This window comes from Halobacterium sp. GSL-19 (assembly GCF_016917855.1).
Lineage (GTDB): Archaea > Halobacteriota > Halobacteria > Halobacteriales > Halobacteriaceae > Halobacterium > Halobacterium salinarum.
This window is the reverse complement of record NZ_CP070377.1, coordinates 1,289,031-1,309,128: the sequence shown is the minus strand read 5'-3', so window position 1 is coordinate 1,309,128 and position 20,098 is coordinate 1,289,031. Positions and strand designations below refer to the sequence as shown.

23 protein-coding genes are annotated in these 20,098 nt (G+C 67.9%); 11 read left to right on the top strand and 12 right to left on the bottom strand.

The genetic code is table 11. The features are described from left to right. Positions 1 to 54 precede the first annotated feature (54 nt). A complete protein-coding gene (locus tag JT689_RS08730; RefSeq protein WP_010903343.1) occupies positions 55 to 264 on the bottom strand; it encodes a cold shock domain-containing protein in 210 nt (69 codons plus the stop codon). Between the two features lie 208 nt (positions 265 to 472). Here JT689_RS08730 and thrS point away from each other — a divergent pair, with 208 nt between their 5' ends. Then, positions 473 to 2,395 carry a threonine--tRNA ligase gene (thrS, locus tag JT689_RS08725; protein ID WP_205250978.1) on the top strand — a complete coding sequence of 641 codons (1,923 nt, stop codon included), beginning with the start codon at positions 473 to 475 and terminating at the stop codon, positions 2,393 to 2,395. 30 nt (positions 2,396 to 2,425) lie between these two features. On the opposite strand, the gene JT689_RS08720 is transcribed toward thrS, so the two are convergent. Beyond that, positions 2,426 to 2,971, bottom strand: coding sequence for a redoxin domain-containing protein (locus JT689_RS08720; protein ID WP_205250977.1), 546 nt, complete (start codon positions 2,969 to 2,971; stop codon positions 2,426 to 2,428). 91 nt (positions 2,972 to 3,062) lie between these two features. Here JT689_RS08720 and JT689_RS08715 point away from each other — a divergent pair, with 91 nt between their 5' ends. The 5 genes from JT689_RS08715 to JT689_RS08695 all read left to right on the top strand — a co-directional run bounded on the left by JT689_RS08715 (position 3,063) and on the right by JT689_RS08695 (position 7,750). Further along, on the top strand, positions 3,063 to 3,680 hold the full coding sequence (locus JT689_RS08715; RefSeq protein ID WP_205250976.1) for an alpha/beta hydrolase: 618 nt from the start codon (positions 3,063 to 3,065) through the stop codon (positions 3,678 to 3,680). Positions 3,681 to 3,932: 252 nt separating this feature from the next. Next, complete coding sequence (locus tag JT689_RS08710; protein WP_205250975.1) at positions 3,933 to 4,709, top strand: hypothetical protein; 777 nt, start codon at positions 3,933 to 3,935, stop codon at positions 4,707 to 4,709. Positions 4,710 to 4,798: 89 nt separating this feature from the next. Continuing rightward, positions 4,799 to 6,460: a CTP synthase gene (locus tag JT689_RS08705; RefSeq protein WP_205250974.1), complete on the top strand. Its 1,662-nt coding sequence runs from the start codon at positions 4,799 to 4,801 to the stop codon at positions 6,458 to 6,460. Next, a complete protein-coding gene (gene guaA, locus JT689_RS08700) occupies positions 6,460 to 7,377 on the top strand; it encodes a glutamine-hydrolyzing GMP synthase (protein WP_010903336.1) in 918 nt (305 codons plus the stop codon). The genes JT689_RS08705 and guaA overlap by 1 nt, the downstream gene beginning before the upstream one ends. 52 nt (positions 7,378 to 7,429) lie before the next feature. Next, positions 7,430 to 7,750, top strand: coding sequence for a hypothetical protein (locus tag JT689_RS08695; RefSeq protein WP_010903335.1), 321 nt, complete (start codon positions 7,430 to 7,432; stop codon positions 7,748 to 7,750). Between the two features lie 38 nt (positions 7,751 to 7,788). Here the strand turns inward: JT689_RS08695 and JT689_RS08690 are convergent, their stop codons facing one another. The 3 genes from JT689_RS08690 to JT689_RS08680 are packed head-to-tail and all read right to left on the bottom strand — an operon-like array spanning position 7,789 to position 9,387. Further along, the gene (locus JT689_RS08690; protein WP_205250973.1) at positions 7,789 to 8,016 is read right to left on the bottom strand and encodes a hypothetical protein; all 228 of its coding nucleotides are present in this window, start codon (positions 8,014 to 8,016) and stop codon (positions 7,789 to 7,791) included. Between the two features lie 52 nt (positions 8,017 to 8,068). Further along, entirely contained in the window at positions 8,069 to 8,776 is a 708-nt protein-coding gene (locus JT689_RS08685) for a 5-formyltetrahydrofolate cyclo-ligase (RefSeq protein ID WP_205250972.1), read from the bottom strand. Then, positions 8,773 to 9,387: a molybdenum cofactor biosynthesis protein B gene (locus JT689_RS08680; RefSeq protein ID WP_205250971.1), complete on the bottom strand. Its 615-nt coding sequence runs from the start codon at positions 9,385 to 9,387 to the stop codon at positions 8,773 to 8,775. The genes JT689_RS08685 and JT689_RS08680 overlap by 4 nt, the downstream gene beginning before the upstream one ends. A gap of 90 nt (positions 9,388 to 9,477) precedes the next feature. Between JT689_RS08680 and JT689_RS08675 the strand changes: the two genes are divergently transcribed. Both JT689_RS08675 and JT689_RS08670 read left to right on the top strand, forming a co-directional pair. Further along, on the top strand, positions 9,478 to 10,521 hold the full coding sequence (locus JT689_RS08675) for a zinc-binding dehydrogenase (protein WP_205250970.1): 1,044 nt from the start codon (positions 9,478 to 9,480) through the stop codon (positions 10,519 to 10,521). Continuing rightward, positions 10,521 to 10,754, top strand: a complete 234-nt coding sequence (locus JT689_RS08670) for a hypothetical protein (protein WP_010903330.1) — start codon at positions 10,521 to 10,523, stop codon at positions 10,752 to 10,754. Before JT689_RS08675 ends, JT689_RS08670 begins: the two co-directional genes overlap by 1 nt. Before the next feature lie 51 nt (positions 10,755 to 10,805). Here JT689_RS08670 and JT689_RS08665 read toward each other — a convergent pair whose 3' ends face one another. The 3 genes from JT689_RS08665 to JT689_RS08655 are packed head-to-tail and all read right to left on the bottom strand — an operon-like array spanning position 10,806 to position 12,346. Then, positions 10,806 to 11,216, bottom strand: a complete 411-nt coding sequence (locus JT689_RS08665) for a desampylase (RefSeq protein WP_205250969.1) — start codon at positions 11,214 to 11,216, stop codon at positions 10,806 to 10,808. 47 nt (positions 11,217 to 11,263) lie between these two features. Then, positions 11,264 to 11,893, bottom strand: coding sequence for an NUDIX domain-containing protein (locus JT689_RS08660; RefSeq protein ID WP_205250968.1), 630 nt, complete (start codon positions 11,891 to 11,893; stop codon positions 11,264 to 11,266). A gap of 39 nt (positions 11,894 to 11,932) precedes the next feature. Continuing rightward, positions 11,933 to 12,346 carry an Lrp/AsnC family transcriptional regulator gene (locus JT689_RS08655; RefSeq protein ID WP_010903327.1) on the bottom strand — a complete coding sequence of 138 codons (414 nt, stop codon included), beginning with the start codon at positions 12,344 to 12,346 and terminating at the stop codon, positions 11,933 to 11,935. Between the two features lie 97 nt (positions 12,347 to 12,443). Between JT689_RS08655 and carA the strand changes: the two genes are divergently transcribed. Continuing rightward, complete coding sequence (carA, locus tag JT689_RS08650) at positions 12,444 to 13,505, top strand: glutamine-hydrolyzing carbamoyl-phosphate synthase small subunit (protein ID WP_010903326.1); 1,062 nt, start codon at positions 12,444 to 12,446, stop codon at positions 13,503 to 13,505. A gap of 70 nt (positions 13,506 to 13,575) precedes the next feature. Here carA and carB read toward each other — a convergent pair whose 3' ends face one another. Continuing rightward, the gene (gene carB / locus JT689_RS08645; RefSeq protein WP_205250967.1) at positions 13,576 to 16,704 is read right to left on the bottom strand and encodes a carbamoyl-phosphate synthase large subunit; all 3,129 of its coding nucleotides are present in this window, start codon (positions 16,702 to 16,704) and stop codon (positions 13,576 to 13,578) included. Positions 16,705 to 16,875: 171 nt separating this feature from the next. On the opposite strand from carB, the gene JT689_RS08640 reads away from it, so the two are divergent. After that, entirely contained in the window at positions 16,876 to 18,084 is a 1,209-nt protein-coding gene (locus JT689_RS08640; RefSeq protein ID WP_205250966.1) for a hypothetical protein, read from the top strand. Further along, entirely contained in the window at positions 18,084 to 18,632 is a 549-nt protein-coding gene (locus JT689_RS08635) for a hypothetical protein (protein ID WP_205250965.1), read from the top strand. Before JT689_RS08640 ends, JT689_RS08635 begins: the two co-directional genes overlap by 1 nt. A 19-nt stretch (positions 18,633 to 18,651) precedes the next feature. Here the strand turns inward: JT689_RS08635 and JT689_RS08630 are convergent, their stop codons facing one another. The 3 genes from JT689_RS08630 to JT689_RS08620 form a co-directional block, all read right to left on the bottom strand. Next, positions 18,652 to 19,200 (bottom strand): DUF5815 family protein, encoded by a 549-nt coding sequence (locus tag JT689_RS08630; protein ID WP_205250964.1) that lies wholly within the window; start codon positions 19,198 to 19,200, stop codon positions 18,652 to 18,654. Between the two features lie 57 nt (positions 19,201 to 19,257). Further along, entirely contained in the window at positions 19,258 to 19,677 is a 420-nt protein-coding gene (locus tag JT689_RS08625; RefSeq protein ID WP_010903322.1) for a hypothetical protein, read from the bottom strand. 65 nt (positions 19,678 to 19,742) lie between these two features. Next, positions 19,743 to 19,976: a hypothetical protein gene (locus JT689_RS08620; RefSeq protein ID WP_010903321.1), complete on the bottom strand. Its 234-nt coding sequence runs from the start codon at positions 19,974 to 19,976 to the stop codon at positions 19,743 to 19,745. Between the last annotated feature and the right edge of the window lie 122 nt (positions 19,977 to 20,098).

The following is a 20,098-nucleotide window of genomic DNA, read 5'->3' as shown; positions in this document are numbered from 1 at the left end:
TAAGAGTAGTGATAGTGAAGCGTCAGCCGTCGTCAGATACGACGGGCGGCGGCGTTACTCGTTGCGAACGAGGTTCGTCGCGCGCGGACCCTTCGGGGATGATTCAATGTCGAACTCGACTTCCTGACCTTCCTCCAGGTCCGGACCGCCGACGTCTTCCATGTGGAAGAATACGTCCTCGTCGTCATCGACGTCGTCTGCGTCAGTCGAAATGAAACCGTAGCCGCCCGTGTCGTTGAAGAAGTCAACCTTACCGGATGCCATTGCAATCAACCGTTGGGCCGACTACGGGATAACACTTCCGAGGGTCACGGTAGCATGGATCGCAGCATCGGCTGTGCAGTGCCTCCACCCCGCTCGGGCGCAGCGGCCGACTGTGACACCCGCGCGGCGACCGCTCCGCGCGTGTGGGGCGGCATGTTCACACCGTCACAACAAGCTTATGAATGTCTCCGAGCGAAGCAGTGATATCATGAGTTCGGTCACTGTGACGCTGCCGGACGGCTCCACGCTTGAGGTGGCGTCCGGCGCGACGGTCGAGGATGTAGCGCACGAAATCGGGCCTGGCCTCGGCCGTGACACAGTTGCGGGCAAGATCGATCACGAGTTGGTGGCCAAAGAGGAGCCGATCTCCGAGGACTGCGAGATCGAGATCGTCACCGACCAGAGCGACGAGTATCTCGACGTGCTCCGGCACACCGCCGCGCACGTGCTTGCGCAGGCGATCCGCCGACACCACCCCGACGCGAAACTCACCATCGGCCCCTACACCGACGAGGGGTTCTACTACGACATCGCGAACGTCGAGTTGGACGCCGACGACCTCGACGAGATCCAGGCCGAGGCCGCGTCCATCATCGCCGACGACCTCGACGTCGAGCGCGTCGAATACGACCGCGCGGACGCCCGCGAGCACTACGCGGACAACGAGTTCAAACGCGAGATCCTGGACGCGGAGGCGGCCGGCGACGGGCCGGTGAGCTTCTACACGCAGGGCGACTTCGAGGACCTCTGCAAGGGCCCACACGTCGACTCGACGGGCGAGATCGGCGGCTTCGAGGTGCTTGAGACGTCCGCCGCCTACTGGCGGGGCGACGAGGAGCGCGAGACGCTGACGCGCGTGTACGGCACGGCGTTCCCCACCGAGAGCGACCTCCAGGAGTATCTGGCGCGCCGCGAGGAGGCCAAAGAACGCGACCACCGCAAGCTCGGCCGCGAGATGGACTTGTTCTCCATCCCGGACGTTACGGGGCCGGGGCTGCCCCTCTATCATCCCAACGGCAAGACGGTGCTGCGGGAGCTCTCGGAGTACGTTCGGGGCCTGAACAGCGAGATGGGCTACGACGAGGTCGAAACCCCACACCTGTTCCGCACGGAACTCTGGAAGCAGTCCGGCCACTACGACAACTACGTCGACGACATGTTCCTCCTCGACGTCAACGACGAGGAGTACGGCCTGAAGCCGATGAACTGTCCCGGCCACGCCACCATCTTCAACGAGGGGTCGTGGAGCTACCGCGACCTCCCGGTGCGGTACTTCGAGGACGGCAAAGTCTACCGCAAAGAGCAGCGCGGGGAACTCTCCGGGCTCAGCCGGGTGTGGGCGTTCACCATCGACGACGGACACGTGTTCGCGCGCGCCGACCAGATCGAGGCGGAAGTCCGGCGGCTCATGGACACCATCACGGAGGTCCTGGACACCTTCGACCTCGACTACGAGGTTGCGCTCGCCACCCGCCCGGAGAAGTCCGTCGGCAGCGACGACATCTGGGAGCAGTCCGAGCGCCAACTCCGGGAGGTGCTCGACCAGCAGGGCGTTGACTACGACGTCGAACCCGGTGACGGTGCCTTCTACGGGCCGAAAATCGACTTCGGCTTCGAGGACGCGCTCGGCCGCTCGTGGGACGGCCCCACGGTCCAACTGGACTTCAACATGCCCGACCGCTTCGAGCTTGAGTACACCGGCTCCGACAACGACGCCCACCAGCCGGTGATGATCCATCGCGCCCTCTACGGCAGCTACGAGCGGTTCTTCATGGTGCTCATCGAGCACTACAACGGCCGGTTCCCCACCTGGCTTGCGCCCGAGCAGGTCCGCATCCTCCCGGTCACGGATGACAACCTCGGGTACGCACACCGCGTGAAAAACGAGCTCGGCGACTACCGCGTCGAGGTCGAAGACCGCGACTGGACGGTCGGCAAGAAGATCCAGCAGGCCCACGACGACAACGTCCCGTACATGCTCGTCGTCGGTGACGACGAGGAGGACGCCGACGCCGTTTCGGTGCGGGACCGCCAGGAGCGCGAGGGCAAAGGCGTCGACCTCGCGGCGTTCCGTGCCCACCTCGACAGCGAGGTCGACGGCAAGCGCACCGAACCCGACTTCCTCGACTGACAGCCCCCCGTCGGCGGCGCTCCGTTCGGCTCAGCCGTCGGTGGTGCCGTCGTCGTGGGCGTCCGAGATGGTTCGCGGAGCGACGCCCGCGGTGTCCGGCTGGAGGTCGTCGATGGCGGCTTTCACTGCCCCGAAATCCGGGCTCTCTGAGAGGTCACTGCTGGCCCAGGCGTACCGGATCACGCGGTCGGCATCGATGAGAAACACGGCGCGCTCGGGGACGCGGTCGTGGTCTTCGGCCGACGCCTGGAGCACGCCGAAGGCGTCCGCGATCGCGCCCGCGTGATCGCTGAGCAGCGGGAACGTGAGCGCGTACTCGTCGGCGAACGCCTCGTGTGCGTACGTACTGTCCGGCGAAATCCCCCAGACGGCAAGCCCGGGCGTGCAGTCGAACCAGCGCGCGTTCTGGATCGCACACAGCTCCGTTGCACAGACCGGGCTGAAGTCGAACGGGTAGAAGAACAGCACCACCGCCCGGTTGTCCGCGAGCGCGTCCGTGAGTCCCAACCGCGTCTGTGTGCCGTCCGATACGCCCGGCAGCTCGAACGCGGGGGCGCGTGCACCCTCACAGCGCATACTCGGTGTATCTGTGTCATTGTTGATAACGCTACCGGCGCGGCCGGGAGACAGCCGTGGCGCTAACCGTTCGGAGCCCCAACCCCGCTGCATGCATCAGGAGACCGTGCTTGTGCCGGGCGCTCGGGACGTGGAAGCGACCCTCGACGAGCCGGCGGACGGCGACGCGACGGCCTGCGTCGTGGCGTGTCCGCCCCACCCACAGCACCGTGGGCATCGCGGCGACGACCGGCTGCAGGCGGTGGCGGCGGCGCTCGTCGAGGACGGTCTGGCGTGTCTGCGCTTCGATTACGGCGACTGGGACGGCGGCATGGGCGAACGCGAGGACGCCCGCAACGCCATCCGGTGGGCCGGCGAGCGCTACGCCCACACCGCCGTGTTCGGGTTCAGCTTCGGCGGCAGCATCGCTGCGCTCGCCGCCGCAACCACCGAGCACGACCTGTGGGCGGCGTCGCTGCTCGCGCCCACCGCCGAGCTCGCCGCGGGGTTGGACGCCGCGGCCGCGCTCACGGACGTGCCCGCGCCCGTCCAAGTCGCGTACGCCACCCGCGACACCACCGCCGACTGGGAGCCCGTCGTCGAGGCTGCCCGCAGCGACCCCGAGACGACGGTCGCCGAACTCGACGCCGACCACTTCTTCGTCGGCAAGCACGGAACGGTGGCCGCGACGGTCGGCGAGTTCTTGATCGGGCATCGCCGGGGTCGATAGCGCCCCGCCCTACGTCCGGCGCAATCCGGGAACTCGGGCAGCGAACGGGACCATTCCGCTACACGCACTGCTATCCCTGAGCCACCGGTTCCGGCCGCGTACCGACTCCGGTCGAACCGGTCGTGGCCTCGCCGTCGAACCCAACAGGAGTCCAGCGCCAGCGCCGACGGGGGCGGAATCAGACAGTTCGAGCTGGTCCAGTCGTCCACTAACCGACACGCTTTCGTATTGACCTTTTATCTATGCTAGGAAATGAGAAACGACGACTGCTGTTCCCGGCGGCAATTCGGAACGACACTCGGGGGTATCGGAGTAGCCACGATGATAGCCGGCTGCAGTGCGTTCGGTTTACCCTCGAAGAAGCCGGTCACGGCGAGCACTGAACGATCGCTCTCTCCCGAATCTGGGTCGATGTCGCGCAGTGATTTTGCGGTAGCGGTTGACAACACTCGGGAGACGCACGGCGAAAACGGCATCTGGGGGCTGGCAGCAAGCGAACCCGATCACGGACTCGAATACGTCGGTGCGTGGCAGGATTCAGCGATCGGACACCGGACAGACGACGAACCCGCGTTCACGTCCGACCACCTCGTTGTTCTATACCGGATTCCCGGATTGCAACTGGACGGTGAGCAGTTCTATCGGGCGTGGCTCTGGAGTGGCGCAGTGCCCGAACCGTCCTCCCAACTCGAAGCCATCCGCCCGTCGATCCATCTCGTTCGTGATTCGGACGACATGCGCCGATACGACCCTGCGAGTACTGCGACCGAGGGGCCGGTCTCCGTTTCGTTCAATACACCTGCTACACCTGGCCCTGATGGGCCGACGATAGAATTCCCCTTGCACGCCGGCGAAGTCGAGTACGCGGCGAGAGAAACGAGGGTCGGGGACGCCGGCGGCTACGGGGCCACGTGGACTGGCGCGTACGATTCCGTCCAAGGTGTAAACGCGACCTGCGTGATGAAGTGGCCGGCAGACCGGGCGTACGACATCCGGTGGAACGCGGAAATCAAAGCCACACCGAAATAGTAGACGGCGCTCGTAGTCACGTTGTGCCACCTCCTGACGCGCAGCGTGCGCTCCGAAACCGTTTTTGCCGCGCCAGCCGCACACACAGTATGCCGACAGAGACCGAATACGACCCCTCTCTGGGGAGCAAGTTCGTGTTCGTGACCGGCGGCGTGATGTCCGGGCTGGGGAAGGGCATCACGGCGGCGAGTCTCGGGCGACTGCTCTCGAACGCGGGGTTCGATGTTACTGCGGTGAAAATCGATCCCTACCTGAACGTCGACGCGGGCACCATGAACCCCTACCAGCACGGGGAGGTGTACGTCCTCGATGACGGTGGGGAGGTTGATCTCGATCTGGGGAACTACGAGCGGTTCCTCGACGAGGACATGACCTCGGATCACAACGTCACCACGGGGAAAGTCTACCAGGACGTCATCGAGCGCGAGCGCTCGGGCGACTACCTCGGGAAGACCGTCCAGATCATCCCGCACGTGACCGACGACATCAAGCGCCGCGTGCGCGAGGCCGCCGAAGGCAGCGACGTCTGCCTGGTGGAGGTCGGCGGCACGGTCGGCGACATCGAGGGGATGCCGTTCCTCGAAGCGCTCCGGCAGTTCAGCCACGAGCAGGACGACGAGGACATCCTGTTCACGCACGTGACCCTGGTGCCGTACTCGAAAAACGGCGAGCAGAAAACCAAACCCACACAGCACTCCGTCAAGGAGCTTCGGTCGATCGGCCTCCAGCCGGACATCCTGGTCGGGCGCTGCGAGGACCGCCTCGATCCCGACGTGCGCGAGAAGATCGCGCTGTTCTGTGACGTGCCCATGGACGCCGTGTTCTCCAACCCCGACGTGGAGGACATCTACCACGTGCCCCTGACCGTCGAGGAGGAAGGCCTCGACCAGTACGTCATGGAACAGTTCGATATGGTTGAGGACGCCCTGCCGGCCGCCCAGCGGTCGACGGAGTGGCGGGATCTCGTCACCCGCGAGCGCACCGGTGAGGTGGACATCGCGCTCGTCGGCAAGTACGCCCTGGAAGACGCCTACATGAGCATCCACGAGGCGCTCAAGCACGCCAGCCTGGAGGCCGGCGTGGAAGTGAACGTGTTGTGGGTTGACTCCGAGAAGATGCACGACCACCACGAGCGCCGCATCGCCGACGCCGACGGGATCGTCGTCGCCGGCGGGTTCGGCTCGCGTGGCACGGCGGGCAAAATCGACGCCATCCAGCACGCCCGCGAGCACGACGTGCCGTTCCTCGGGCTGTGCCTGGGCTTCCAGCTTGCGGTCGTGGAGTACGCGCGCAACGTTCTCGGGATGACGGGCGCGCACTCCGCGGAGATCGACGAGGACACCGAGTACCCGGTCATCGACCTGCTGCCCGAGCAGTACGACCTCGAAGACCTCGGCGGGACGATGCGGCTGGGCGCACACGAGACCGCCATCGAACCCGGAACCCTGGCCCACGACCTGTACGGCGACACGTCGTGCACGGAGCGCCACCGCCACCGCTACGAGGTCAACCCCGAGTACATCGACGACCTCACCGCCGACGGCCTGACGTTCTCCGGCGAGGCCGGCAACCGCATGGAGATCGTCGAACACGACGACCACCCGTTCTTCTTCGGGACGCAGTTCCACCCCGAGTATCGGTCGCGGCCGACGCGGGCGAGCCCGCCGTTCGTCGGGCTGCTTGACGCCGTCCTCGAACGGGCGGACGTGGCTCCTGCTGGCAGCGACGCCGACGTGGAGGTGACGAACTGATGGTGGACGTCGACTCCTTCGTCGAGGACGCCCGCGCGGAGATCAGCGAGGCGCTCGGCGACGAGACGGCCATCATCGCGCTGTCCGGCGGCGTCGACTCCTCGACGGCGGCCGCACTGGCCTACGAGGCCGTCGGCGACCAGCTCGTGCCGGTCTACGTCGATACCGGCCTGATGCGGAAAGGCGAAACCGACGAGATCCGGGAGGTCTTCGACTACATGGACAGCCTCCGGGTTGTGGACGCCAGCGACCGCTTCTTCGACGAACTGGCCGGCGTCACCGACCCCGAGGAGAAGCGCCACGCCATCGGCGAGCAGTTCATCCGGGAGTTCGAGACGGTCGCCGAGGAGGTCGACGCCACCCAGCTCGTGCAGGGCACCATCTACCCCGACCGCATCGAGAGCGAGGGCACGATCAAGAGCCACCACAACGTCGGCGGGCTGCCCGAGCGCGTCGGCTTCGAGGGGATCGTGGAGCCGATGCGCGACCTCTACAAGGACGAGGTGCGGGAGGTCGCGCGCCACCTCGGCCTCGAAGAGATCATCAGCGAGCGCATGCCGTTCCCGGGCCCCGGGCTCGCGGTGCGCGTCATCGGCGAGGTCACCCCTGAGAAGGTCGCGGTCTGTCGGGAGGCCACCCACATCGTCGAGGACGAACTCGAAGCCTACGAGCCGTGGCAGGCGTTCGCCGCCGTACTCGGCCGCGCCACCGGCGTCAAGGGCGACAACCGGGTGCACGGCCACGTCGTCGCCGTGCGGTCCGTCGAGTCACGGGACGGCATGACCGCACGCGCCCAGGAACTGGAGTGGGAGACCCTCCAGCGGCTACAGTCACGCATCGCCGGCACCATCGACGAGGTGTCGCGGGTCGTCTACGACGTGACCCACAAGCCGCCGGCGACGATCGAATACGAGTAACCCGCCCCCGCGACTCGGCAGGTTCTTGAACGCGCCGCCCCCAGCTACCAGCATGCACGCACTCGTCGTCGGTGGCGCTGGCACCGACATCGCGGACGCGCTCGAAGCTGAGGGCGTCGACGTGACCCGCCTCGAAGGCGTGGTGTCCGGCGACCGCCTCGAAGACGCCGGCGTCGCGGACGCCGACCTGTTGGTGGTCGCGGACAGCAACGAGGCGACCGCGGTCCCGGTCGCCCACGAGCACAACCCCGACATCCGAACCGTCGCGTACACGGGCGACGGCGTCCCCGAGTTCATCAAGGGCGTCCTGGATCTGACCGTCGATCCCGCCCTGTTGGACGCCACCGCGGTCGCCGAAGAGCTGGCTGCCTAACTCCTCTCCCGACGGTTTCGGGCTGTGACACGGGCGTCTCACAGCGAGAGCGCCAGCGGCCGCCCGGGGTGGGCGTCGGCGGGGTCGTCGACGGCGGCCGACACCGGGCTGACGTGCTCCCAGCAGACGAACGTCTCGACCCGCCCCGGTTCGTACAGGAAGTAGTCCGCGGGCTTCGGGCAGCGGTCGCAGACGGGGTCGCCCTCGCAGCCGTCGAGCGCCGCCGACAGCGCCGCCGGGGCACCGTCGTCGTGTGAACCCGACATACATGCCAGGTACGGCGCGCTCCCACTTGAAATTCGGCCCCGTGGGACGGACCTACGGCGAGCGGCGGTCCAACACCGGGATCTCCGCCAGGCGCTGCTCGTCCAGTGCGTCCCAGTCGATGCCACTGGGCGTGTCATCCTCGTGGGTGGTGGTGATCGTTCGGTCCGGCGTGACCACGTACTCCATCGGCACGTCGTGGGCGGCGGTCGGCACAGCGTCGTCGACGACCTGGCGCTCGTGGACGGTCGTCACAGTCGCGGTGTCGTCGTCGACGCGCCCGAACGCCCGCAGCAGCGCGAACTCCAGGTCGCTGTACCCCTCCCCTTTCCCGACGCGCTCGCCGCGGTCGGTGACCGCGACGCTCCCCGACACGATGAGGTCGATGGGATCGACGTCCCCGGGACCGACCGGGTCGCCGTACTCCTCGATCCCCGACACCGTCGTGGCGGCGTCGATGTCGTCGATGGTCGTTGGGTCGAGGCGCAGGAAACACTCCTCGTCGCGCAGCCGCGGCACCGCCGCGTACAGTGTCTTCCCCGCGCGCAGCGCCGCCCGCCGCACCGGCAGCTGGGGGGCGTCGGGGTTCGCCTTCACGGTCTCAGCGCGCTGCCACACGTCCGTTTCGGTGAGGCGGGCGGCGGCCTCATCGGCACCGGCGTAGTTCGGGATGCGGCCGTGTGGCGGGAACGGGAACCGCGCCACGCCGCTGTCTTCGAGGTCGTCCCAGACGCGCTCCCGGAGGCGGTGTTTGTCCGTCATGCGTCAGTGTTGTGGCCGGCTAGTCCGGCGAGGTGCGCAAGCTCGGGCAGAATGATTTCGTCGGTCCCCAGCGTGGCCGCGTGCTCGCTGCCCGGCAGACAGAACACGAGCGTCCCGCCGACCACGCCGCCGGTGGCCCGCGACCCGATGATCTTGGTGCCGATGTCCGCGGCCGACCGCCGCCGGAACTCCTCGCCGAACCCCGGCAACTCCATGTCGAACAACGGGCGGGCGGCGTCGACGGTCACGTCGTCGGGGGTCACGCCGGTTCCGCCGGTCGTGATCACGGCAGCCACGTCGTCGCGTCCCGTGAGATTGTCGAGTGCGCCCTGCACGCGGTCGTACCGGTCGGTCACCAGCTCCCGCGTCGCCACCTCGTGGCCGGCCGCCTCGACGGCCGCGACGACGGCGTCGCCGGCCGGGTCGTCGGACAGCGACCGCGACGACGACACCGTCACCACGGCGACGCCGACCTGCGAGACGTCGTCCTCGTGGTGGGCGTCAGTGGAGTCCTCGGCGTCGGAGGTGGACTCCGCCGTGCCGTCATCGCTGCGCTCCGCAGCGTCGTCGTCATCGTTGCGCCGCGTGTTCCGCGACTGAAAGTCGACCATACATCCACGTGGGCGGCCACAGTGATAAGACTGTGAGCCTGCGCGTCGCCGGGGCGTACAGTTTTGCCGTGGGGGAGCGACCACGCCGATATGCAGGCAGTCACCTTCGACGGCCACGGCGGCACCGGCGTGATCGACTACCGGACGGTCCCGGAGCCCGACCTCGGGGCCGACGACGTGCTCGTGGACGTGCGCGCCGGCGCGCTCAACCACCTCGACGTGTGGACGCGTCGCGGCATGCCGGGGATCGACCTCTCGATGCCACACGTCCCCGGCAGCGACGCCGCCGGCGTGGTCTCGGCGGTCGGGGCGTCGGTGACCCGGTTCGAACCCGGGGATCGGGTGGCGGTGCTCGCGGGGGTCTCGTGTGGGCAGTGTGAGTTCTGCCGGCACGGCGAGCCCGCGCTGTGCGCGTCGTTTCGGGTGCTCGGCGAGCACGTGCCGGGCGTGCACAGCGAGCGCGCGGCGGTCCCGGCGGACAACCTGATCGCCGTGCCCGAGCACGTCGACTGGGAGACGGCAGCGGCCGCACCGCTGGTGTTCCAGACGGCGTGGCGCATGCTCAACACGCGGGCGGACGTGTCCCCCGGGGAGTCCGTGCTCGTGCTCGGTGCCAGCGGCGGCGTCGGGCACGCCGCCGTCCAGATCGCCGCCCACGCCGGGGCCGAGGTGTTCGCGACGGCGAGCACCGAGCAGAAGCTCCGGTACGCCGCGGAGCTCGGTGCTGACCACGTCGTGAACTACACCGAGACGAACTTCGCCGACGAAATTCGCGCGCGAACCGGCAAGCGCGGCGTCGATGTCGTCGTCGATCACGTCGGCGAGGCGACCTGGGACGACTCCCTGCGCTCTCTCGCGAAGGGCGGCCGTCTGGTCACCTGTGGGGCGACCACCGGCGGCCGCCCGGAGACCAACGTCCAGCGCGTGTTCTGGAACCAACTGGACATCCTCGGGTCGACGATGGCGACGCCGGGCGAGGCCGACGCCGCCCTCGAACACGTCTGGGACGGCACCTTCGACGTCCGCATCAGGGACGTGCTCCCGATGCGTGAGACTGCCCGCGCCCACGAACTGCTGGAGAACCGAGAGGGCTTTGGGAAAGTAGTCGTTAAACCGGACAACGAACTCGACTGATGGTCCAGACCCACGAACCCCAGGAGGCCGCCGGTACAGACGACATGAGCAAGCGGTCCCAGTGGCTACTCGTCGCCGCGCTCGCCGTTTGCGGGCTGGCTGCGCCCGCGTTCATCTACTGGGCCGGCGCGGGCAGCTTCGGGCTGGGGTTCCGTGACACCTACCTCACGATCCCGATGATTCCCGCAGTCCTCTTGGGTGTGGTCGGCGTCTGGACGGCCGTTCGGGGCTGACCCGACGGTCGCGGCCACGTTTCGACCGGCACGGGATCGGCCGGCTTTCCGTTAGCGCACGGCGACCGCCTGGCGCTCGAACGCCTCGCCGGTCCACAGCCACGCGTCCAGTATCGGCGGCCGCGCCGCCAGCGACGCCACGACGTACACACGGTCGGGCCACTGGGCGTGCTCGCGGTCGGTCGCGCTCGGCCGGCCCGGCCCGACCGGGTGGCTGTGATAGAACCCCACGACCTCCCGACCGGCTGCGGCGGCCTCGTCGAACACTGCCAGCGTCGCCTCGGGGTCCAGCTCGTACCGCATGCGGGGCGCGTCAGCGACGTTCGGCACTCGTCGGACCGCCGTCACGCGCCGCAGGTCGCCGTCGCGCTCGCCGACGAACACGCCACACGCCTCACGGGGCGTGTCCGCCTGTGCGTGATCGAGCACTGAGTCATAGCCCTCCCTCGTGAGGACGAACACGGCTCGCGTTTGGCACGCCAGTACAAAAGTCGCGGTGGTGTGTGGGATTACGCCCGGGTGCCGTCGGGGACGGGGTCGGCGTCGCCCTCGAAGTCCCGCCGCATTGCGATCTCGAACCACGGGCACAGCCGGAGCTGGCGGTAATACCGGGGGTTCTCGTAGAGGTCTTCGTAGTCGACCCACATCGCGCCGCCGACCTCCTCGGGGTCGCGGTCGAAGCTGGTGTCGTGCAGCGTCGCCTGCAGGACCGCACAGACCTCCCATTCCAGGCCCTCGTCGAGGTAGCGGCGCTTGTATTCGAAGCGGTCGGTGATCTCCAACTCGTCGTACTGGTGTGGTTCGATCCCGAGCTCTTCGGCGAGGCGCTGGCGGGTCGCGTCCACCTGGCTCTGCCCCTCGATGGGATGGCTGGCGACCGTGCCGTCCCAGTGTGTGTCCCAGAGGCGCTTGCGGTCGGCGCGCTGGGCCAGCAGCACGCGGCCGTCCTCGTCGAACAGCAGACACGTGAACGCGCGATGCCGGACGCCGTCGCCGGTGTGCGCGTCGAGGCGGTTGGCCAGCCCCGTGCGCTCGTCGTCGGGGGTGACTGCGATCACGTCCTGCGTGGCGTTTTCGGCGGTCTCGTCCTCGCGGTCGGTCTTCCCCGACCCGGGGCTGCTTCGGTCGGCTTCGCTCATGCTGTCACGCATGACCACCCTGCCTAATAGCGCTTCGACTCACCCCAGCTTCTCGTCAAGGATCAGCCGCGTGCGCGTGGACACCACCACGTCCTGCTCGCGGGCTCGCCGCATCAGATCGTTGACGCCGCTGGTGTCGGCGGCGTCCACGATGAGCACGATGTCGTCTTCCCCCGAGACCTGCCACACGAAGTCGACGGCGTCCCACTCGACCATTCGGTCACCCACCACGTGGGTGTCGGCGTCCATCGCGACCCCGATCTCGATCATCGCCTTGACGTTCCCGGTCGAGGTCGACACCGTGAACCGCTCGATGACGCCGTCGTCGACGAGCTGGTCGACGCGGTTTCGGATGGTGCCCTCGCTGACGCCGATGTCGTCGGCGATCTCCGTGTAGGGGGTGCGGGCGTCGCGCCGCAGCGTGTCGAGGATCTGTTGGTCGATGTCGTCCATGACTGGTGTTGTGCCACGCACCGCAAAAGAGTTACGAATTTCGTAACTAAGCTACGAAGAAAAGATTTATACTCGGCGAATACGTGGCAATGTCGTAATGTCCGACGCGTACCTCGCGCTCGAAACCGGCGACGTGGTCGAAGCCACAGCCCGCGCCCCGGGGATGGCGCGCGGCGAACTCGTCTTCACCACCGCGTACACCGGCTACGAGGAGAGCCTCACCGACCCGTCCTACGAAGCCCAAGTGCTCACGTTCGCCTACCCCCTCATCGGCAACTACGGCGTCCGTCCCGAACGCACCGAATCCGACCGCGTTCACCCCAGCGCCGTCGTCGCCCGCGAGCTCACCGACGACGTGGCCGACTGGCTGCGCACCGAGGGCGTGCCCGCCGTCGACGGCATCGACACCCGCGACCTCGTGTTGGACATCCGCGACGGCGGCGCGATGCAGGTCGGCATCGCCGCCGGCCCCGACGCCAGCCCCGCCACCGCCCGCGCCCAACTCGCCGACTGCCCACGGCTCTCGGCCCGCACGGAGATCGGCGCCCACGTCAGCGTCGACACCGCCGAAACCCACGGCAACGGCGACACCACCGTCGCGCTCGTCGACTGCGGCGCGAAACGCTCCATCATCGACGCGTTCGTCGCCCGCGGCGCGACCGTCCACCGGCTCCCCTACGACGCCACGCCCGCCGACATCGCTGCCGTCGACCCCGATCTGCTGTTCATCTCCAACGGCCCCGGCGACCCCGCGAACTTCGACGCGGCCGAACACCTCGTCGACGAGTACATCGGCACCGTCCCCATCGCCGGCATCTGCCTGGGTCAACAGATCGTCGCCCGCGCGCTCGGCGGCGACACCGAGAAAATGGACTTCGGCCACCGTGGCGTCAACCAGCCGGTCCTCGACCACGACTCCGGGCGCGTCGTCATGACCACACAGAACCACGGCTACACCGTCGCCGACCCCGGCGACCTCACCGTCACGCAAGTCAACGTCAACGACGGCACGCCCGAGGCGCTTGACTCCGCGCCCCTCGACGTTCTCACCCGCCAGTACCACCCCGAAGCCAACCCCGGCCCCCACGACACGCGCGGGTTCTTCGACGACGTGCTCGCGATGGCTGACGCGTCCTACACGCCCGCCACCGCTGACTGAGGCCGCCCCAGCGCCCCTCGTTTCTCGGCTCTCAACACGCCACCGGCCGGGTCTCACCCCGTGCGACCGGTCACCCCCACGTCTCGTCGTTGACCGGCCGGTCGGCGACCGGCATGGCCTCACGGGCACCGTCGGCCGCCGCGATCCCCTCACGCATCGCCTCCGCGGCCGCCACCGTGGAGACGTACGGGATCTCGGCCTCGACAGCCGCGGTCAGCGCGTCGCGGTCGTCGCTGACGAGGAACTCGACCTCGCCGCGACGGATCGCCGCCGGCACGTCTTTGACCGTCACGACCTCGAACCGCTCGCCAAGCCCCTCGACCGGAAGGTCGACGACCGCCGTCGACCCGGGTACGGGTGCGTTGGACGCCGCCACCTGGGCCTTCCAGTAGGCCATCCCCGGATCGCTGGCGGTGCCCATCACCTCGCCCGTGGACTTCATCTCCGGGCCGAGGCGCGGATCCGACCCCGGCAGCCGGTCGAACGGCAACACCACCTCTTTGACGCTGTACTGCTCGGGTACGCCCTCGCTTGCGTCGAGGTCGGCCAGCGACTCGCCGGCCATCACCTTCGCCGCGAGCTTCGCGATCGGGACGCCGGTCGCCTTCGAGACGAACGGAACGGTGCGCGAGCTCCGCGGGTTCGCTTCGAGGACGTACACTTCGCCGTCCTGGACGGCGAGTTGGACGTTCAACAGTCCCACCGTGTCCAGCGCCCGCGCGATCTCGGTGGTGACCTCCCGAACCCGCGCGAGGACGTCGTCGCCGAGCCCCCGGGGCGGAATCACGCACGCCGAGTCCCCCGAGTGGACACCCGCGCTCTCGATGTGCTCCATCACGCCGCCCACCAGCACGTCCTCGCCGTCGCTGACGGCGTCCACGTCGAGCTCGACGGCGTCGGCGAGGAACTCGTCGACGAGAACCGGCTTCTCGGGGCTGACCCGGACGGCCTCCTCGACGTAGCGGCGGAGCTCGTCGTCGTCGTGCACGATCTCCATCGCGCGCCCACCGAGCACGTAGCTCGGGCGAACCAACACCGGATATCCGACCTCGGCGGCGAGCTCCAGCGCGCCCGCCACACTGGTCGCAGACCCCCCATCGGGCTGGCTGATGTCGCGCTCGTCGAGCAGCCGATTGAAGCGGTCGCGGTCCTCCGCGAGATCCATCGCGTCCACGTCCGTCCCCATGATCTCACAGTCGAGGCCGCGGCGCTCCAGCTCGGCTTCGAGGGGCGCGCCCACGTCCACGCTGGTCTGGCCGCCGAACTGCACCATCACGCCGTCGGCGTTCGTCGCCTCCACGACGTCCGCGACCTCCTCCGCCGTGATCGGCTCGAAGAACAGCCCGTCGGAGGTGTCGTAGTCCGTCGACACCGTCTCCGGGTTGTTGTTCACCACGTGGGCGTCGATGCCCGCCTCGCGGAGCGCGCGCACGGCGTGCACCGTACAGTAGTCGAACTCCACGCCCTGCCCGATGCGGATGGGGCCGCCCCCGACGATGACCACGCTGTGGGCGTCCCGGTCGGCCCGCACGTCGCTTCCCGTCGATCCCTGCGAGCGCGCCGAGTAGTAGTACGGCGTCGAGGCCGCGAACTCGCCCGCACAGGTGTCGACCTGCTTGAACGTCCGTTCGGGGGCTGTCGCCGCCACGTCGTCGACGGCCACGTCACCGCCATCCGACGCCAACGCCGCGACCGCGCTGTTCGTGTACCCGAGCGCGGCCGGCGTCGCAACGTCGCCCTCGCTCGCGGCCGCGGAGGCCGCGGCGACGTTCTGGAAGCGCTGCAGATACCACTCCCGGAAGCCCGTGTGGTCGTTCACGTCCCCGACAGTGAACCCGCGCTCGAACGCCTCGAAGACGGCGTAGGGCCGGTCGGGACTCGGTCGGGCGAGGTAGTCGGCGGCGAGTTCGTCGTTGCTGACGGTCGCCCAGTCGACGCTCGGATCGTACTCGCTGGAGCGCAGCGCCTTCAGCAGGCTCTCCTCGAAGGTGCGCCCGATGGCCATCGCCTCCCCCGTGGACTTCATCGCCGTCGACAGCTCGAAGTCCACCTCGGGGAACTTGTCGTTTGGCCACCGGGGCACTTTCGTCACCACGTAGTCGATGGCCGGCTCGAAGGCCGCCGTGGTCTGGCCGGTGATCTCGTTGTCGATCTCGTGGAGGCGCTTGCCGAGCGCGACCTTCGCGGTGACCCGCGCGATGGGGTAGCCGGTCGCCTTCGACGCCAGCGCCGAGGACCGCGAGACGCGCGGGTTGACCTCGACGACCCGGTACTCGCCGCCGGGCGTGCCGTCGTCGCGCCACGCGAACTGGATGTTGCAGCCGCCCTGGATGCCCAACTCGCGGATGACCGCGACGGCCGCGTTGCGCATCTCCTGGTGGCCGTCGTCCGGGATGATCTGGCTGGGCGTGACGACCGTGGACTCGCCGGTGTGGATGCCCATCGGGTCGATGTTCTCCATGTTGCAGACGATGATGCAGGAGTCGCCGGCGTCCCGCATCACCTCGTACTCCAGTTCGACCCACCCGGAGATGGACTCCGTGACCAGCACCTCGGCGTTCCGCGAGAGCCGCAGGCCCGTGCGCACCCGGTCCACGAGCGCCTCGAAGTCGTGGACGACACCGGAGCCGCTGCCGCCCAGCGTGTACGTCGTCCGCGCGATCACCGGCAGCCCGCCGACCGCCTCGACCGCGTCGTCGACGCGCTCTCGCAGCGCCCCCTCGTCGATGTCCGTTGCCGTCTCGTCGTCGCCGAGCGCGATGGTCGTCGAGGCCGGCACCGGCTGGCCGAGGTCCGCCATGCGCTGGCGGAACAGGTCGCGGTCCTCGGTCGCGTAGATGGTGTCCAACGGCGTCCCCATCACGTCGACGTCGTGTTCGTCGAGGACGCCCTGCTCGGCCAGCGCTGCCGTGACGTTCAGGCCGGTCTGGCCGCCCAGCCCGGCGATGACGCCGTCGGGGTCCTCCTGCTCGATGACCTCGGCGATGGCGTCGGGCTCGATGGGCTCGATGTAGACCGCGTCGGCCATCTCGGGGTCGGTCATGATGGTCGCTGGGTTGGAGTTCACGAGCACAACCCGCGCGCCCTCCTCCTGGAGCGCGCGACAAGCCTGCGCGCCCGAGTAGTCGAACTCCGCTGCCTGGCCGATCTGGATGGGGCCGCTCCCGATGAGCAGTATCGTCCGGCTGTCCTCGGTCATGTGTTACCCAGCTAGCGTGCGGTCATCGTAATAAAACACACGAATCTATTCGACTATCGGATTCAAGTTGCGAATATCGTAGCAAAACGCTCAGAAGTCACTCTCGGTATCTCCCAATAAGTTGTTCTGTTCAATGGAAACTTATTTTAATTGATTACACTACATCCGGTCGTGGACACAAGTAACACGCCTCCAGATCACGCACACTCTCAGCCACGAATCGGACGGCGAGCTGTTCTAGCTGGGCTCGCCACCACAGCTGTCGCCCCCGCATCCACCATCGCGGCCGCACGAGACTCACACGCAGTCCCTGATGAATCCCCGATCGCGGCCGACAGGCCAGGCAACAAGCACGGCCTCCCGGTCACGGCGCGCGGCGAACTCACGACCACCGTTCGGCGCGTCACCGACGACGCCTTCCTGCACGAACGCACGTTCCGCAGCGACGCACTCGCTGAACACTTCGGCGACCCGGTCTTCGAGTTCGAACCGACACCAATCGCAGCGGCGTGGCTCTCCCCGTCGATCACCGCCGCCGGCGGCGTTAGCTACACGCGACCCGCGACCGAAGTCATCGGCACGCCTGCGGAACACGCCCGCGCCGAAACCACGATCAAAGCCCAGCGCACCGCCACACACCCACTGCTCGATGATTCCGCTCCCGCGTCCGACATCCGCGACGACCTCACCACGGTCCCACTGTACAATTACGCATCGAAAGACACCGCTCGTGCGGACCCCGCGGCCCGCGCAGCACCCACGAACATCGCAATCACGTCCGGCCCGGCACCCGACGCCGGGGCCTGGATGGAGTCCGCCTGTGATTGGACATCCGGCGTCGACGAGTTCTTCGACTTCATCGGTGATCTCCCCGGTATCGGCGGCGGAAACGACAACCCGTACGCCCAACCTCGGTTTCTCAACTACGACGGCGACATCATCGGCACTGACCGCCACGTCATGAAACGCGCCTCCGGGCGCGTGTTCTCTCAGCTTCACGCCCGACTGTACGATGTCAGCGATCACACCGACGCCGTCGACGTTGTCGGCCAAGTTCACCGCGATCCTGCCGACCACAACAAGCTCCGTGACCCCCTGCCGATCGATAAAGCCGCATGGGAGTACACCGACGCCCGCGACGCGGCATGCGACTGCTGGGCGAGCCACGATTCCGCCAGCAGTGACGGCCCCGCTGCAGTGTCACGGTACCCGGTTGGGCGTGGAGACGTTGCGACCCACGATGGCCGTATCGCGGCGATCCAGAACAACGGCTTCCAGCGACCAGCCACCCAGCGGACACACGACCCCGCCGCCGCGAGTGCGACGGCCACGACCACCACGCAGCCCGACCGGCCGTGTGCCTGCTTGCTTGGGTTTTAATGGCTCCTACCGGTATCTCGGTTGTGACCGCGGACGGGTCATCACCCCTTGTCGGAACCACGCTCACCGTCCATCTGTTCGCCGCCACCACCGGCGTGCTCGCCGCGGCGATCGTTCACCACTACCGCGCCCGCATCCGCTCTGCACCCCGTGCGCTGCTCGGCGCGTGCCTGCTTGCCGGCGCACTGTATGGCGGCCTCTGGGTGGGTCGTCAACTCCTCGGCTCGACCACCGCGGACTGGGCGGCGGAAATCACCGGCATCCGGGATGCAGCGCTGGTGGCTGGCGCTGTCGCCGTGTTCTGCCTGGTTGTGGCCGCGACTGTCGCACCGCCGTTGTGGCTACTCTCACGGGATCTCCTCGCGAGCGCGCTGCTCGGGCTGTTCGCAACCACGTACAACCTCGTGTGGGCGCTGCTCACAACCAGCACGGAAAGCAACAGCCTCATCATTCACCTCGGGGTGGCGTACCCCGTCCTGTTGGCGGCGATGCTCGTCGCCGCGGGTGTCGAGGTCACCGCGGGCCACGTGATGGCTGTCCTCCAGTAGCCCCCTTCGGCGACCCGATTCAGACCGCCGTGTCGTACTCGTCCTCGAAGTCCCGCTGCTCGCGGTAGATGGCCACGAACTCCTCGACGTCGAACGCCTCCAGTTGCTCCTGGAACTCCGTCTTCGAGGACTCCGCCTCGGCGTGGCTGACGGCGTGGTCCATCAGCTCCACGACGAGCTCGACGACGACCCGGTGGAGTTCGCGGGCGTCGAGGTCCGTCACCCAACACATCGCGTACCCAACGCTGCCGTTCTCGCTGGCGTCGATAGCGGTAATATCCTCGGGCAGCTCTTCGAGCACGGCCCCCATCAAGTGCGGGGTGCCGAACTCCTCGAAGTCGTCGCCGTCAGCCGGCTCAACGGCGTCCTTGAGCACGTCCACGATGGATTCTGGCACCCACCGCGACGGCGGATGCATATCCATCACGACGGCGTGTGTGTCGCCACACGCACACGCGTAGTTCCGCATCCCCATGTCGAAATCCTTCATGTGCGCTTGTTCACCACACGGCAGGTCCACCCAGTCGTCGTCGGCTTGCTCCGTTCCGGGGACGCGTGGCTCCGTCATCGTGTGGGTGTTGGCGTCGGCACCGAATAAGCGCCGCGGACCGCGCCCGGACAGGGGCTACGGCCAGTCGTCGCGCTCGGGCTCGTCGGGCATCGGGTCGGGCTCGTCTGCCTCGGCGATCTCCCAGTCGGCGTTCTCCGCGGCGGCCTCCAGGGTGAGATACTCCCAGTCGACCCGCTCGGCGAGCTCGCGGTCCTCGTCGTCGATCCCGACGAAGACGTGTCGCTCCGTGTCGAACTGCTCTTTGACCGACTGGAGGCTGTCGGCGCGGCTCTTCGGCCCGGAGAAGAAGTCCTGACGGATGCGCCGCTTGCGGGTGAAGTTGGTGACGACGTAGGTCGGCTCGTCGGAGACCACGCCGACGTACTCGGTCCACTGGCGAGCGCCGGCGAACGCGGTCCCGGGTTTGGCGAGCTGCTTGAGTGCAGACAGCTCGAAGGCGAGTGTCATGTCCGTGCTCCCGCCGGATTGGCTCATGCCGGGGAATGGGGTGCGGACGGGAAAAACGGCTTCGGTTGGGGTAGGGGTGTGGCTCGGACCAGTCAGCGCGCGACGGTGATCCGGTAGTAGCTGGTGAACCGTACGACCTCGCCGTCCGTGAACGCCGCTGCGTCGTCGTCGTCGAGGTGGACCGCGCCGCCTGTGGCGGCCTCGTGCAGCGTGTCCTGTGCGTGGTCGTCCAGTTCGTCGAAGTCCCGAACGGGTGCATGCGTACCGCCGTCGGTGGCGGCTGCACCGGGGGACTCGGCTTTCGTGGCGTGGATCGTTGGATTCATCCGGTCACCGGCACGCGTGTGCCAAGTTACCATACATAGTTCAATGACTTAACTCTATTGGCCGTTCACACGCCATCCGCCACACAGAAACGCCCCGTCGGACACGACACAGCACCGGCGAC

Coding starts and splice junctions, on each gene's coding strand:
- JT689_RS08730 (WP_010903343.1), bottom strand. CDS start 264: ATGGCATCCGGTAAGGTTGACTTCTTCAACGACACGGGCGGCTACGGT.
- thrS (WP_205250978.1), top strand. CDS start 473: ATGAGTTCGGTCACTGTGACGCTGCCGGACGGCTCCACGCTTGAGGTG.
- JT689_RS08720 (WP_205250977.1), bottom strand. CDS start 2,971: ATGCGCTGTGAGGGTGCACGCGCCCCCGCGTTCGAGCTGCCGGGCGTA.
- JT689_RS08715 (WP_205250976.1), top strand. CDS start 3,063: ATGCATCAGGAGACCGTGCTTGTGCCGGGCGCTCGGGACGTGGAAGCG.
- JT689_RS08710 (WP_205250975.1), top strand. CDS start 3,933: ATGAGAAACGACGACTGCTGTTCCCGGCGGCAATTCGGAACGACACTC.
- JT689_RS08705 (WP_205250974.1), top strand. CDS start 4,799: ATGCCGACAGAGACCGAATACGACCCCTCTCTGGGGAGCAAGTTCGTG.
- guaA (WP_010903336.1), top strand. CDS start 6,460: ATGGTGGACGTCGACTCCTTCGTCGAGGACGCCCGCGCGGAGATCAGC.
- JT689_RS08695 (WP_010903335.1), top strand. CDS start 7,430: ATGCACGCACTCGTCGTCGGTGGCGCTGGCACCGACATCGCGGACGCG.
- JT689_RS08690 (WP_205250973.1), bottom strand. CDS start 8,016: ATGTCGGGTTCACACGACGACGGTGCCCCGGCGGCGCTGTCGGCGGCG.
- JT689_RS08685 (WP_205250972.1), bottom strand. CDS start 8,776: ATGACGGACAAACACCGCCTCCGGGAGCGCGTCTGGGACGACCTCGAA.
- JT689_RS08680 (WP_205250971.1), bottom strand. CDS start 9,387: ATGGTCGACTTTCAGTCGCGGAACACGCGGCGCAACGATGACGACGAC.
- JT689_RS08675 (WP_205250970.1), top strand. CDS start 9,478: ATGCAGGCAGTCACCTTCGACGGCCACGGCGGCACCGGCGTGATCGAC.
- JT689_RS08670 (WP_010903330.1), top strand. CDS start 10,521: ATGGTCCAGACCCACGAACCCCAGGAGGCCGCCGGTACAGACGACATG.
- JT689_RS08660 (WP_205250968.1), bottom strand. CDS start 11,893: ATGAGCGAAGCCGACCGAAGCAGCCCCGGGTCGGGGAAGACCGACCGC.
- JT689_RS08655 (WP_010903327.1), bottom strand. CDS start 12,346: ATGGACGACATCGACCAACAGATCCTCGACACGCTGCGGCGCGACGCC.
- carA (WP_010903326.1), top strand. CDS start 12,444: ATGTCCGACGCGTACCTCGCGCTCGAAACCGGCGACGTGGTCGAAGCC.
- carB (WP_205250967.1), bottom strand. CDS start 16,704: ATGACCGAGGACAGCCGGACGATACTGCTCATCGGGAGCGGCCCCATC.
- JT689_RS08635 (WP_205250965.1), top strand. CDS start 18,084: ATGGCTCCTACCGGTATCTCGGTTGTGACCGCGGACGGGTCATCACCC.
- JT689_RS08630 (WP_205250964.1), bottom strand. CDS start 19,200: ATGACGGAGCCACGCGTCCCCGGAACGGAGCAAGCCGACGACGACTGG.
- JT689_RS08625 (WP_010903322.1), bottom strand. CDS start 19,677: ATGAGCCAATCCGGCGGGAGCACGGACATGACACTCGCCTTCGAGCTG.
- JT689_RS08620 (WP_010903321.1), bottom strand. CDS start 19,976: ATGAATCCAACGATCCACGCCACGAAAGCCGAGTCCCCCGGTGCAGCC.